Origin of the sequence: Chryseobacterium rhizoplanae, assembly GCF_900182655.1 — a bacterium.
Classification (GTDB): Bacteria; Bacteroidota; Bacteroidia; order Flavobacteriales; family Weeksellaceae; genus Chryseobacterium; species Chryseobacterium rhizoplanae.
In genome coordinates, this window is record NZ_FXTC01000001.1 from 645,507 (window position 1) to 659,233 (window position 13,727).

At 36.6% G+C, this 13,727-nt stretch carries 11 protein-coding genes; 2 read left to right on the top strand and 9 right to left on the bottom strand.

Going from position 1 to position 13,727, the window contains the following annotated elements; genetic code table 11:
• The first annotated feature begins 149 nt into the window (after positions 1-149).
• Positions 150-1,331: a DUF4861 domain-containing protein gene (locus FN817_RS02850; protein WP_142716626.1), complete on the top strand. Its 1,182-nt coding sequence runs from the start codon at positions 150-152 to the stop codon at positions 1,329-1,331.
• Positions 1,331-2,353: a pectate lyase gene (gene pelA / locus FN817_RS02855; RefSeq protein ID WP_228451453.1), complete on the top strand. Its 1,023-nt coding sequence runs from the start codon at positions 1,331-1,333 to the stop codon at positions 2,351-2,353. Before FN817_RS02850 ends, pelA begins: the two co-directional genes overlap by 1 nt.
• Before the next feature lie 66 nt (positions 2,354-2,419).
• Here pelA and FN817_RS02860 read toward each other — a convergent pair whose 3' ends face one another.
• The 9 genes from FN817_RS02860 to FN817_RS02900 form a co-directional block, all read right to left on the bottom strand.
• Positions 2,420-3,538 (bottom strand): pectate lyase family protein, encoded by a 1,119-nt coding sequence (locus FN817_RS02860; RefSeq protein ID WP_142716627.1) that lies wholly within the window; start codon positions 3,536-3,538, stop codon positions 2,420-2,422.
• Positions 3,539-3,801: 263 nt separating this feature from the next.
• The gene (locus FN817_RS02865) at positions 3,802-6,276 is read right to left on the bottom strand and encodes a glycoside hydrolase family 95 protein (protein ID WP_142716628.1); all 2,475 of its coding nucleotides are present in this window, start codon (positions 6,274-6,276) and stop codon (positions 3,802-3,804) included.
• 217 nt (positions 6,277-6,493) lie between these two features.
• A complete protein-coding gene (locus FN817_RS02870) occupies positions 6,494-7,396 on the bottom strand; it encodes an alpha/beta hydrolase (protein WP_142716629.1) in 903 nt (300 codons plus the stop codon).
• A gap of 50 nt (positions 7,397-7,446) precedes the next feature.
• Positions 7,447-7,788 (bottom strand): cupin domain-containing protein, encoded by a 342-nt coding sequence (locus FN817_RS02875; protein WP_142716630.1) that lies wholly within the window; start codon positions 7,786-7,788, stop codon positions 7,447-7,449.
• A 184-nt stretch (positions 7,789-7,972) separates the two neighbouring features.
• Positions 7,973-8,710: a rhamnogalacturonan acetylesterase gene (locus FN817_RS02880; protein ID WP_142716631.1), complete on the bottom strand. Its 738-nt coding sequence runs from the start codon at positions 8,708-8,710 to the stop codon at positions 7,973-7,975.
• A gap of 218 nt (positions 8,711-8,928) precedes the next feature.
• Complete coding sequence (locus tag FN817_RS02885; protein WP_142716632.1) at positions 8,929-9,906, bottom strand: pectinesterase family protein; 978 nt, start codon at positions 9,904-9,906, stop codon at positions 8,929-8,931.
• 191 nt (positions 9,907-10,097) lie between these two features.
• On the bottom strand, positions 10,098-11,009 hold the full coding sequence (locus FN817_RS02890) for an alpha/beta hydrolase (protein ID WP_142716633.1): 912 nt from the start codon (positions 11,007-11,009) through the stop codon (positions 10,098-10,100).
• A gap of 158 nt (positions 11,010-11,167) precedes the next feature.
• Positions 11,168-12,832 (bottom strand): glycoside hydrolase family 28 protein, encoded by a 1,665-nt coding sequence (locus FN817_RS02895; RefSeq protein WP_142716634.1) that lies wholly within the window; start codon positions 12,830-12,832, stop codon positions 11,168-11,170.
• Position 12,833: 1 nt separating this feature from the next.
• The gene (locus tag FN817_RS02900) at positions 12,834-13,589 is read right to left on the bottom strand and encodes a rhamnogalacturonan acetylesterase (protein ID WP_228451454.1); all 756 of its coding nucleotides are present in this window, start codon (positions 13,587-13,589) and stop codon (positions 12,834-12,836) included.
• Positions 13,590-13,727: the final 138 nt, after the last annotated feature.

Sequence of the window (13,727 nt, forward strand, 5' to 3'; positions counted from 1 at the left end):
AAGTTATTTTGAAAGGACTTTTCTAAATTGTTAGTGGTATTTCAAATATTTTTCTAAATCAACCTGTTAGATTTAAAACTTGATTATTTTTTTGATGTTCATTAGAAACTTATCATTATTTTTGATTTTTACAACTCAATTGAATAATTATGTTCAGATCAAAATTTTTAATTTTCGGATTTACTTGTGCAATCGTTTGCATTGATTCTTTTCTGAAAGCACAAAATTCTATTCAGGTAAAAAATACATTGAATTTTTCAAGAAATGAAATCGTTTCAATACCTGTTTCTCAATTAGCTCCTTTTCTAAGTAGAAACAGTGAATCTGACCTCAGGATAAAAGATAGTGGTAAAAACATTCTGCCCATCCAATGGATCGACTATGATGGGGACGGAAAAAATGACGAATTGCTTTTTCAGGTGAATATTGAAGCCAAAAAAGCAAATACTTATGCTATTATTGCAGATGCTACAATTCCAATTCCTGAAAGCAAAACTTCAACATATTCAAGATTAGTTCCTGAAAGAGCAGACGATTATGCGTGGGAAAATAATAAAATAGCATTCCGTGTTTATGGCCCGAAAGGTCAGAAAGAAGCACTGGAAGGGATAAAAGGTAGCACGCTATCCAGTGGAGTTGATATCTGGCTGAAAAGAACAGACAAACCAGTGATCAACAAATGGTATAAGGGCTATCTGACCGATCCGATGTACTATCACAAAGATACGAGAGGCGAAGGGTATGATCCTTATCAGGTTGGAGACAGCCGCGGAACAGGTGGAATCGGGATTTGGGTGAATGAAAAGCTCCAGGTCTCACAAAATTTTGTAAGTTCTAAAACCATTGCGGAAGGTCCTTTAAGAACGGTTTTTGAATTAACTTACAATCCGTGGAGTGAATTCGGAGTAAAAGAAACAAAACGGATTTCCCTTGATCTGGGTTCCAATTTTTCAAAATTTGAATCCAGTTTCCAGGCTGAAAAGCAGGTTCCGAATTATACAATCGGAATTACCCTGCATAAAAACGAAGGTGAAACAAAACTGAACGACAAAAGCGGATATTATTTACACTGGGAAAAAATTGATGATGCTTTTGTAGGTGAAGGAATTGTAGTAGATCCTGAAATTGTTGAAAAATCTGTTGCCTTTAAATCCGAAACCCCGGACCAGAGCAACCTGTTAGTTGTGACAAAACCTCAAAATAAGCTGATTTATTATGCCGGATTTGCATGGCAGAAAAGCGGGCAGATTCAGACACAAAAAGATTGGGAAGCTCTATTGCAAAAACAATCTCAGATAATTGCAAACCCATTAATGATTAAAGTTAAATAATGATGAAATTAAAACTTTCAGCAGCTGTCTTTTCCTTAACAACAGCCGTTCTTTCTGCTCAGATTAAAGATACTTTAGCCGAAAAAATGCTGGTATATCAGCTTCCCATTGGCGGGTGGGGCAAGCAGCTGGACGATAAATCTGTAGTGAATTATAATTTACCGCTCGATGAGGATCTTTTGAAAAAGATAAAGGCAACGGGTGACGATCATGCAACCATTGATAATAATGCAACGTCAAGGGAAATTAACGCCTTAATAAAAGCATATTCCACCACAAAAAATCCTGAATATCTGAAATCTGCAGAGAAAGGAATTAGTTATCTTCTTTTAATGCAGTATAAAAACGGAGGTTTCCCACAATATTATCCTAATTCCGGATTGTACAGAAAGCAGGTGACCTACAATGACAATGCGATGATTAACGCTTTGACGGTTTTGTATAATGTGGCGGAAGGGAAAAATGATTTTGATGTTGTTGATTCTAAATTAAAGGAAAAATCAAAAATAGCCGTACAAAAAGGAATTGAATGCATCTTGAAAACTCAGGTTTTACAAAAGGGAAACCCAACAATCTGGGGCGATCAGTACAACGAAATCACGCTTCAGCCAGATAAAGCAAGAGCTTTTGAACCGATTTCTCTGGCAACAGGAGAATCTGTAGGAATTATAAGATTTTTAATGCTGCAGCCCGTAACTCCGGAAGTTGAAAAATCGATAAAATCTGCTGTAAAATGGTTTAAGCAAAATAAAATTGAAGGCTACATCTACAATGTCTCAAAAGTAAACGGAAAAGCTGTCCGGACTTTGGCAGAGGATAAAAATTCTGTAATCTGGGCAAGATTTTATGATATTAATAGTAACAAACCTCTTTTCGGTGACCGTGACGGAAGCGTAAAATACAATTATAACGAGGTTTCTGAAGAAAGAAGAAACGGCTACAGCTGGTTTGGAGATTTTGCCGATAAGCTGATCAATAAAGAATATCCAAAATGGCTTGAGAAAAATAAAATTTCTGAATAACAATTTCAGATTATAAAAAAGACTGAGAATTTCTCAGTCTTTCTTGTTCTAATTTATTGACTAAAATTATAATGAATTACAAATATTTCCTGTTAATGTTGCTCCTGCATTGGCTGTTACGTCAGACTTTACAGAAGATAAGGACAGCATCGGGATGGTATAAGGAGGAGTAAATGCCGTACCGCTTCCTGCTGTGTTTCCGGTAACGTTGGTAAATGTATTGTTGGAAGTAACCGTAACTGCTGTGTAACCACTCATCAGGTTAATAGGCTCTTTTACATTCTCAAAAACGTTTCCATCGACACGGATATTCGCCTGAACTCCTGCTGCAATACATTTGTTGCTTACAGAACTGTTGAAATAGCTGTTAACAACATGTATTTTACCAAATCTCACTCTCGGCATACGCTCTCTGCATCCCGGAGCCCACCAGCAGCGAACGAATGTTACATTCAGTTTTCCTGCATCAGCCGTTGCCCCGTCACTAGATCCGATAAGGTTGGAGAATCTGTGGTCGTCTGTTCCGCCTGAACCGCCAGGTTTCGGAGCTTTCAGATAATGAAATTTCGTATAAGAAACTGTAACGAAGTCGGATTTGTTTTTAATATCAAAATTCCCGTCTACACCGTCTCTGAATTCACAATGATCGATCCATACATTTCTGCAGTCATCTAAAATGGCATTGTCCCAGCCGTCTGTATCATAAGCTCCCGGACCTTCGAAAATCAGGTTTCTGATCACGATATTGTTGCATCGTTTAATATTGATAATTCCTGATCCGCTTGCAGTCTGATCCGTAGAAACCAATTTAGCACCGCTTGTCCCGTAAAGTGTTTTTCCTGTTTGATCCTGCAGCGATAAACGAGTTGTAATGGTGATGGTTCCTGTCACTTTAATGACTTTTACTGCTGTGTTTTCGATCGCAGCTTTTAATTGTGCATAGGTGGCCACGGTAGTTTCAGCGGCTGTTCCTCCACCTGTTGTTCCTCCGTTTTGAGAAGCCCATCCCGGGGCCACACAGTTTGCTAAAGGAACTACGGCCTTGGCAGCGAGTTTACTTCCGATACTAAGTTCGTTTGGGTTTTCCGCTAAATCTGTTTTAATGTCTTCCTGCGCGCAACCAGTCAGGGCAAAGGTAGAGCTTAGAGCTACCATAAGAAAGGCAGCTTTAAATGTTGTTTTCATAGTAATGATTTATGTTATTTGATTTGGTTGTAAAATTATATATTTTATATTTAAATGTTTTATATTTTAATATATTAATATTTATATAATTATAATGTTATTAATTTAATTTATTCAATCGGTTGCATTTTATTATTAATTGAAAATAATATTAATTGGTTGGTGTTTATAAATAGAACTCCCGCACATTTCAGAATTACAAAGATTATTTACTGTGAATTCTGAAATCTGCGGGAGATTTTCTGCTTACTGTTTATTACTTATTATTTTGATTCAAAAATGTACATTTGTCCTTTTTCAGTATCAAAATCAAAAACCTGTGTTTCAGGAATTGAGTAACCTTTTAATTCCGCTTTATCTGAAACTAATGGCTTTTTAATAGCATTCACCTGGTAATACAGATTCGGATTTTCTCCTTTTGCTGAGGTTAAACCTGTCTTGGATTTAAACTGAATATCTTTCGCGACTCTGATTCTCGCATTTCCTCCCAGAACAGATTTTACAACCATTTTCTTTAGTTTAGAATTCTTCCATTCGATATCGATTTCAAAACCGCCTCTTGCTTTTAATCCTCTCACAGAACCATTCGGTAAAGCATCAGGAAGGGCGGGCAAAATATAAATATAACCGTCATAACTTTGCAGTAATAGTTCAGCAATTCCTGAAGTACATCCAAAATTTCCATCAATTTGGAATGGGGGATGCGCATCCAGAAGATTTGGATAAGTTCCTCCCGACTGGCCTTTTGTTTCCATAGGTGCGGGAGTCAGCTGATCGGAGATTAATTTAAAAGCTCTGTTTCCGTTCAGTAATCTTGCCCACCAGTTTACTTTCCAGCCCATCGACCAGCCTGTGGATTTGTCACCGCGATACGTCATCGAATTTTTTGCAGCTTCTGTTAAATCAGGATTTCTGAAAGGAGAGATTTGTCCCGACGGAAAAAGTCCGTACAAATGCGAAATATGTCTGTGTTTATCATTGGTTCTGTCCATATCTGTAAGCCACTCCTGCAGTTGGGTGTGTTGCCCGATCTGCATGGGCGGAAGTTTATTTAAAGCTGATTTTACTTCATCTGAAAGGCCTTTATCTTCATTTAGAATTTTTGAAGCATTAATGAAATTATTAAAAACATCAAAAACCAACTGGTTATCCATCGTTGTTCCGGCCGTAATTCCCACACTTTTCATATAGGTGTTTTCAGGCGACATGGAAGGGGAGACTACCAGATATTTTTTCGAAGGATCCTGTTGTAGGACATCGAGATAAAATAAGGCACAACCTTTCAGAGCAGCATAATGTTTTTTCAAAAATTGCTGATCTCCGGTGTATAGATAATGATTCCAGATGTGCTGAGTCAGCCATGCTCCGCCCATCGGCCACATCCCGTAAAACCCGCCGTCTACAATTCCGGTGATTCTCCACAAATCTGTATTGTGATGCATATTCCAGCCTCTGGCATGGTACATTTCCTTCGCAGATTCCTGTCCTGTCACCGATAAATCCTGAATCATATCGAATAAAGGTTCGTGCATTTCACTGAGGTTTGTATTTTCAGCAGGCCAGTAATTCATTTCTGTATTGATGTTCACAGTGTATTTACTGTCCCAGGCAGGATTTAGCTGATCATTCCAGATTCCCTGAAGATTGGCAGGCTGGGTTCCCTGTTGTGAAGAAGATAGTAAAAGATAGCGTCCGAATTGGAAATATAACGCGACCAGATCCGGATCTTTTGAGCTTCCAAATTCTTTAATTCGAATGTCGGTTGTTTTTTTCGTCTGTTCGGTAGTTCCTAAATTTAACTCTACACGCTTGAAATATTTCTGATACTTTTCAATGTGTTCTTTTAATTCAGCATCATATTTTTTATGCAAAGCAGATTGTACATATTCTGAAACTCTCACATCAGGATTTCCGGAAATATCATTGTACTTTTTAAAATTCGTAGCAATGGAAATATAAATGATCACCTCATCTGCTCCGGAAATTTCAAGCTGATCTTTTATTGAGGTCAATTTTCCACCTTTTAAAACCGGAAAAGCCACTGTTTTAAAATTAATTTTTCCAATTTTATTATCGGAAGAACTGCTTGTTCCGTTAATCACCAATTGGTTTTTCTCTGTAAAAATTGATTTTTTCAAGTGTGGAGTGGAAGCATGAATAGAAAAATTCAGACTTCCTTTTTTGCCGGAAGATAGTTTAATCATGATCACGTTATCCGCAAAAGATGAGAAAATCTCACGCCTGAAAGTCACTCCATTTACTTCATAGGAAACACTACTGACTGCCTTTTCAATATCTAACGTCCGGGTATAATTTTTAAAATTTTCATGACCTTTAAAATCCAGAAACAGATCGCCCATCGTCTGATAAGGCATTCCGTAATTCAAATCTTTTGGAGCGGCTCTTGGATAGGTTGCATTGGATAGTTTTTGGGCTTGTTCAAACTGACCTTCATTCAATAGTTTTCTGATTTTCCGGATACTGTCGAATGTATTTTTCGGAACATTATTTCCCGGTTCTCCCGCCCAGATTGTTTCTTCATTAAGTTGAAGATGTTCCTGCGAAGCGCCACCAAAAACCATAGCGCCTAATTTTCCGTTTCCAATTGGTAAAGCCTCGTTCCAGTTTTCTGCAGGCTTGTCATAAATCAGTTTCAAATTTTGCTGTGCCTGAACTGAAACTGAAATTACCGTTCCAAAAGCCAGTAAAAAGATTTTATGTTGAATGATTTTGAACATTTTTATATTTTGTTAAAGTGATTTGATTTGTTGGAAAAAACGCAAGAGGCAAAGGTTTTCAATTATAATAATGCTTTAAGGCACAATAAAATCAAAGATTTTCAGTAAGTTTTTATAATAATCAATTTATCGAAGATAAAATCCTTGCGCCTTAAAACGTAATAACCTAAATAATTTTTTGCGCCCTTGCGTTTTTCCAATATATTTTAATTACCCATTACTTATTGATTATGGCTTTAAGCCAGTCAGAGCATAATTTTTTCCAGTTATCCGTCAGTTCAGATTTATTCGTAATTCCGATTTTATGTCCACCTTCAGGGAAAATAAACATTGCACCTTTTACTTTGTTTTTTATCATTTCCTGATAGTATAAAATACTGTTCATGACAGGAACTGTTTTATCATTTTGAGCATGAAATAAAATGGTGGGTGGAGTTTTTTCCGTTATCCGGTTTTGCATCGAATATTCTTTGATTTTTTCAGGAGAAGCATTTTCACCAAGAAGGCTATTGCGGCTTCCGATATGGGCAAATTCTCCTAAATCAATAACCGGAGAAATCAAAATCGCAAAATTGGGAACAGTTGGAATTGAAGTCCAGTCTCCTTGTAATTCCGTATAATCTGTGGAAATATTACTTACAGATGCAGCCAGATGTCCGCCTGCAGAAGTTCCGATGACCCCGATCTGTTCCGGTGAAATACCATATTGCTCTGCATTTTTTCTCAGATATTTTATAGCTGCCTGAATGTCCTGTAGCGGAGCAATTTCTTTTTGTTTCAAGTCTGGAGAAGTGGGCAATCGGTAATTTAAAACAAAGGCTGAAATTCCTTGAGTATTGAACCATTTTGCGATCTGGTAACCGCCTAAATCATAAGTAAGTTTATAATATCCCCCACCGGGAATGACGATTACAGCCATCTGTTTTCTTTCTTCTTTTGGAGGTAAAAAAGCAAAAAGCTCAGTCTCTTTTATCTGTATGATTCTTCCGTCCTTTTCTTCTGTTTTTAAGGGCAATCCTTTGGAATTCGGCATCTGACCTTTCGGCCAGACCATAATTTTTTCCTGTGCAGATAATTGAAGAGTAAGGAAAATTAATAGAAGGAATGCAATTTTTTTCATAGCAAAATAATTTAGCGAAATGCTTTTCTAAACCTTGAAGATTTGATTTTTTAATCTTTCAGGAAGTCTTCTCTAAAAGGAGTGAAAGCATCAATGAGCTGTCCCGCTTCCAGACATTTTACTCCATGGAAAATATTGGGCTGTGCGAAAAATCCGTCACCTTGCTGTAAAATTTTTGTTTCGCCATCAACGGTCACTTCAAACTTTCCTGAAGCAACATAGGTGATCTGAGAATGAAAATGCTGGTGTAAAGCTCCGATGGCATCTTTTTCAAACTTTACAATCACCATCATTACCTGAGAATTGTACCCCACAAACTGTCTGGAAACTCCAGCTCCTAAATCATCCCATTCGGAATTACCGTCAAAGAAAGGTTCTTTTTTGAACTTCATTTTTTATTTTTTTATTCTTAGCTAATCGCAAAGACGCAAAGTTTTTTAATCAGAATAATGTTTTAAGGCGCAAGAAAATCAAAGATTTTCAGTTATTCAGTGTGAAATTTTATCGAGGATAAAATCCTTGCGCCTTAAAGAATATTTATAAATTCCAGAATTCCTTGCGTCTTTGTGTTTAAAACTATTTAATATATTTCTCTAAACCGATTTTTAAACTCTTCAAATTTTTCAACGCTAATTTTGCAACTGATTCCGCGCCTAAGGTTGATAAATGAGTATCATCGTCTTTTCCTTTTGGATAGTAAGGGTTTTCTCCTTCTTTATAATGCAGATGGAGTTTTTTTGAATTTTCAGGACCGTAAGAAACTTCCAGTTGTTCTGTCAGTAACTGCATATCTACAAACGGAACTTTCAGATCATTGGCCACCATTCTTACCACTAACGGATATTCTTTATGGGTATCAATCAAGACTCCGTTTTCATTGAAATTTCTTCTTACAATAGAAGTCATCAGAATGGGGGTTGCTCCTTTTTCTCTGGCTTCATTTACATATCTTTCCAGATTGGCTCTATATTGTGTATATGGATTGGTGAATTTCGTGGAATCTTTAAATTTCTGATCGTTATGTCCAAACTGAATAATGACAAAATCCCCTTTTTTCAGCTGTTTTTCCACTTTATCCCATCTGCCTTCAGTCCGGAAGCTTTTTGAACTTCGGCCGTTCATCGCATGATTCTGAATTTCAATTCCTGTTGTTAAAAATTGTGGCAAAACCTGTCCCCAACCATGTTCTGGATTTTTATCCGGATTTTCTTTGTTGGCCATAGTAGAATCACCGATGAGAAAAAGGGTGGGTTTTTGTTGAGCAAATACGAATGTTGCCAAACAAATGTATACTATTAAAAGTAGTTTTTTCATTTAAATAATTTTTTAATTCATGTTCTTTTGTCTTAAAACAAAAGAACCAAAAGTTCAAGACTTGGAAACTTCCGCTAAAAAATTATTCCTGTTCTCTAAAAATTCTAAAACTCGCACGAATTTAATATTTGCTTTTCAGTACAATTTTAGTGTTGTGCTTAAACAGTACAATTTTCTTAACGCTCCATTTTCCTATGTCAATTTAATTGTGGTAATAATTACTTATTACTCATGTTTGGATTCCATCCATCAAAAATTTTTTCAAGGGTATAATTTTTCAAATCCTTTTTCGTCACCTGATGCGACCAGCTTACTCGTTTGGAGATGTCTCCTCCTTCACCTTTGCTGCCGGATTCTGCGTAATAAGCGGTCTTTTCTTTATCAGGAAACATTTTGTCGCCTTTCCATGGATTCCAGCCTTCGGGAAGGATGTGTTTTCCCATTTCGGTGTTAATGAAAACGGTTTTGGCGTAAGGTCTCCAGGGTCTTCCCAAATAAACTTTTGTGATGTTTTCTTTTGCAATTAATTTACAGTCGAAAAAGACAAAACCATACGGTCTGCCGGCTTCTGTAGCGGCTGCGGTAATATAAGAATCGGCTAAGCTTTTAATGGTGCAGTTTTTAAAAACAACAGTTGCCTGTCCAAAAATGAAATCAGTTGTTCCTTCAATATAGCAGTTTTCGAAATATTGTCTGCTGTGATTGGTTGCGGAATAAATGGTGTCCTGGCAGCCCAGAATATTTGAGTTTTTAATTACAAAACGGTCACCTTCCACATGAAGAGAAACCGCCTGTCCTTCATTGCATGAAGAGTTTTGTATGGTCAGATTGCTGATTTTAATGTCATCACCCATTACCAATAAAGTATAGGAATTGAAGGTTGTCATCTTTTCATTAAATGCATCTGGTTTCCCTGAGAAATCATTATTGCTGATGATGGTATTGCCTTTATTTTCGCCCTCTAAGGTAATTTTATGTTTTGAAGAGGGAATAATCACTTTTTCATTATAGATTCCGGATTTAATGAAAACTAAAGCTTCTGCAGGCCCTAGATCTCTGATAGAATTTATGGCTTTCTGAATGGATGTGAAATCTCCGCTTCCGTCTTTGGCTACGGTAATTTTTATGTAAGGGTCATTTCCCGCAAAGAGAAAATTTGCCATCGATATGAACAGAATTAAAAATAACTTTTTCATAAACTGGATTATTGTTTTTTAATGCAAAGATTTTTATGAAACCTCATAATTTTTAGAAAGCAAAGGCGAATAAAATTTACTTCGTGAAGCTGTGACGATAACTTTACTAAATCAATTCGTTGATTCATCCTTGCTCGCTAAATATTCATTTATATTAAATTAAATCTTTGCGTTTAAAATCATAATTAATACTATTTCAAAACTTTATTTAAAAAATCAATTGTTAAATTCAAAGTTTCTGTAAACCAAGGTTCTGCCGACCAGAAAGAGTGTGGAGTATCTTTGATTTCATGAAATTCTGTCGGAATATTATAACTCTTTAATTTTTTCATCATATCGTCTCTTCCCGCATGAAAACGGGGTTGAGAGCTGTTAATGAAAAGGGTAGGAGGTGTATTTTTATCTACATACTCGAGAGGTGAAGCTTCTTTCCAGATTTTTGGATTGTCTTTTTGTGAATACCCCAGCCAATAGGCATCGTAGGTTCCTTCTTTTCCGGATTCTTCATGAACAAAAGAAACTACGCCATCTACATTGACAATAGCCTGTAATTTAATATTTTTCCTGACGCCGACTAAAGTAGCGATCTGAGCTCCGGCAGATTCACCCAAAACTGCCATTTTCTTTTTGTTTAAGGAATATCTTGAATGATTTTTCTTTACCCATTGAATACCTGTTTCAATATCTTCAACTCCGGCAGGATATTTCGCGACATCAGCCAATCGGTATCCGATAGCAATCACAACGTAGCCGTTTGAAGCCAGTTCCATTGCCATGAATTTTTCATTTTCCTTACTTCCGGAAATCCAGCCACCGCCATGTACCATAGCAATTCCCGGATATTTTTTTGATTGGTCGCGAGGATAGTATACATCGGCTTTTAAAGAAATTCCTTTGATATTGGTATATTCTACCTCTTTATCTATTTTGATATTTTGCGGCACAGGTCTGTCAATGGGTGTGATAAAAGGATATTTTTTCTTAAACTTTTCAAAAGTGCCTTCGTTAGTGTAAGGAGTGGCATTCGGTCTGTTTACCTGTCCAAATGCCATTGTCCCTACACAAAAAATAGAAATATAAGTATGTTTTTTGCTAAAATTCATGTTATCAAATTTTAAAATTTTAAACCATAAGAATATTAAAGGAGTTAAGTTTAATTAGAAAATCATTCTGATTTTAAGTATTATTCAAACCAAAGCTCGGCTTAATATTCTTAAAAACTTAACCAATCTTAATGGTTTTATCTTATCCTTGATGCATTTTATTTAACTGCGTTTTTTGCTACATCTTTTCCGATGGAAAGTGAATTTTTATTGGATGTCACTTCTTTAGGAACCAATACTGCTCCTGTTTTGCTTCCTAACACTTTCACAACAGGTTTATTGGCAGATTCAAACTTCATTGTTGAAAGATTGATGTTTTTACTGTTGTAAATGGTTGCTCCCGTTCCTTCCGAATATTTCAGTTTTACATTTTTCAACTGAATTCCGTCTGCGTCTACGATGGTTAATGCTTTTCTCGTATCAAACTGCGAATCTTCAATGACTATATTTTTAAGATTCATTTCTGCTAAACCAAATAACGTAATGGCTTCATCAGAATTCACGGCATTGATATTTTTAAAGAAAATATTTCTGAAAACAGGTGTTTCTTCTGTTACCGGATATACTTTTTCCGGCGTTTTGTTACCTTCCTTCTTTTGGCCATCCTCTAACACAGGAGAAGCTCCTTCATAGAACATATTGAATCCGATTACCTGTGTCGGAATATTAATCATATCAATATTTTTAATGTAAATATTTTCAACAATTCCGCCTCTTCCACGGGTTGTTTTAAAACGAAGACCGATATCTGTTCCGATGAAGGTACAGTCGGAAACATGGATGTTCCTTGCTCCGCCGGACATTTCACTCCCGATAACAAAACCTCCATGACCGTGGTATACGACATTGTTTTTGATAATTACATTTTCAGTCGGTATTCCTCTCTTTCTGCCATCCTTATCTTTTCCTGATTTTATACAGATGGCATCGTCACCCACATCAAAAGTATTATCGTAAATCAAAACATTTTTACATGATTCGAGATCTACACCGTCTCCATTTTGTGAAAACCATGGATTTCTGACCGTAAGATTTCTTAAAATAATGTTGGTACACATTAACGGGTGAAGATTCCATGCCGGGGAATTCTGGAAGGTAGGTCCGTCTAACAAAACTTTATCACAACCAACTAAACTTACCATTACCGGACGAAGAAAATCTTTAACTGTCGTTAATTCATCTTTAGAAATTTTATCGGGGACATTGAAACTAGAACTGCTTTCAAATCCTTTTTTATAACTTTCTGAAGGGAACCATGTTTTTCCGTCTGCAGATAATAATCCGCCAGATTTCACTATGTTTTTCCATTCAGATTCTGAAACTTTGCTTTTTTTGATGGCTCTCCACGCATCACCACTTCCGTCGATTACTCCTTTTCCTGTGATGGCAATATTGGTTGCATTTTTCGCGGAAATAGGAGACTGGCAGCGAATGGTGTTTAACCCTTCAAAACTTACGTCAACCAAGGGATAATCTGCTTTATCTTTACTGAAAACGATGAAAGCGCCTTCTTCCACGTGAAGATTGATATTGCTTTTCAACTCAATGGGACCCGTTAACCACATTCCGCGGGGAATAACCAATTTTCCGCCACCTTTTATACTAAGGTCTTCAATTGCTTTTTTGAAAGCTTCCGTATTTTTTACATTTCCACCTGCAACGCCACCATATTGTGTGATGGAAACGGTGTTGGCTGCAAATGAAGTTTCTGCCACCTGAGGCATTTTAAACTCAATGTTTTTATAAATATCCAGGTTCTGAGCATATGTTTGCCCTGAAAACATCATGGCTGCTAAACCGATAATTGTAAGAGACTTCTTCATTTTATTTTTTCTGAGTTTTAATTACTTTTTTAAATTCCTGGTAAACAATGGACGCCACTGCTTTTGCACCTTCCGGCTGAAAATGGGTATTGTCTTTTTGACCCTTCGGATAGGCTTCATACACATTCTCAGGGAGATTCATGAAATAGTGATTCGTTGTAAAGTCCTGTCCTTTCTTTGTAAAATATTCCATGGATAATTTGTTTAAATCGATGTAAGGAACATTCATTTCTTTAGCAATTTCAATGGGAGCCTGTGTATATTCTCCATGTACATTTTCCAGTTTGCCATCTTTCCAGGGATAATTTCTGGCAACGGGTGTTAAGATGATAGGATGTGCACCTTTTTGTTTTGTCTGCGTTACAAATAATCTTAAAAATTCTTTATATCCTTCAATATTTACATACCGTTCTGTATGCTTTTCAGAACTGTCATTATGACCAAACTGCATAATGACATAATCGTTCGGCTGCAAATGGTCATATACATATCTCCATCTTCCTTCCTGAAAAAATGTTCTGGTACTTCTTCCGCCATGCGCTCTGTCGATAACAGCAACAGAATCTGTTGTAATTGCGGGTTTCAGAGAAGCCAGACTGTCTTTTGTAAAATAGGGCTGAAAAACCTGTCCCCATCCGGTAATCGGGTAGCGGACTTTCATATAATCTTTTCCAGGTTCGTAATCCCCGGTATAATCTGCCATTGTGGAATCTCCGATAAGATAAATATGGGTGACCTTTTTATTGTGTTTTGCCATTGCCTTTTGGACGTTGTTTTGTGATTGACATGCAGACAATAGCAAAACGACGAATAAAAATGAAACTATCTTAAATTTTCTTTTCATGACTAATATATCTTGTTGGTAACCGCAAAGACGCAAAGTTTTTAATTTTCA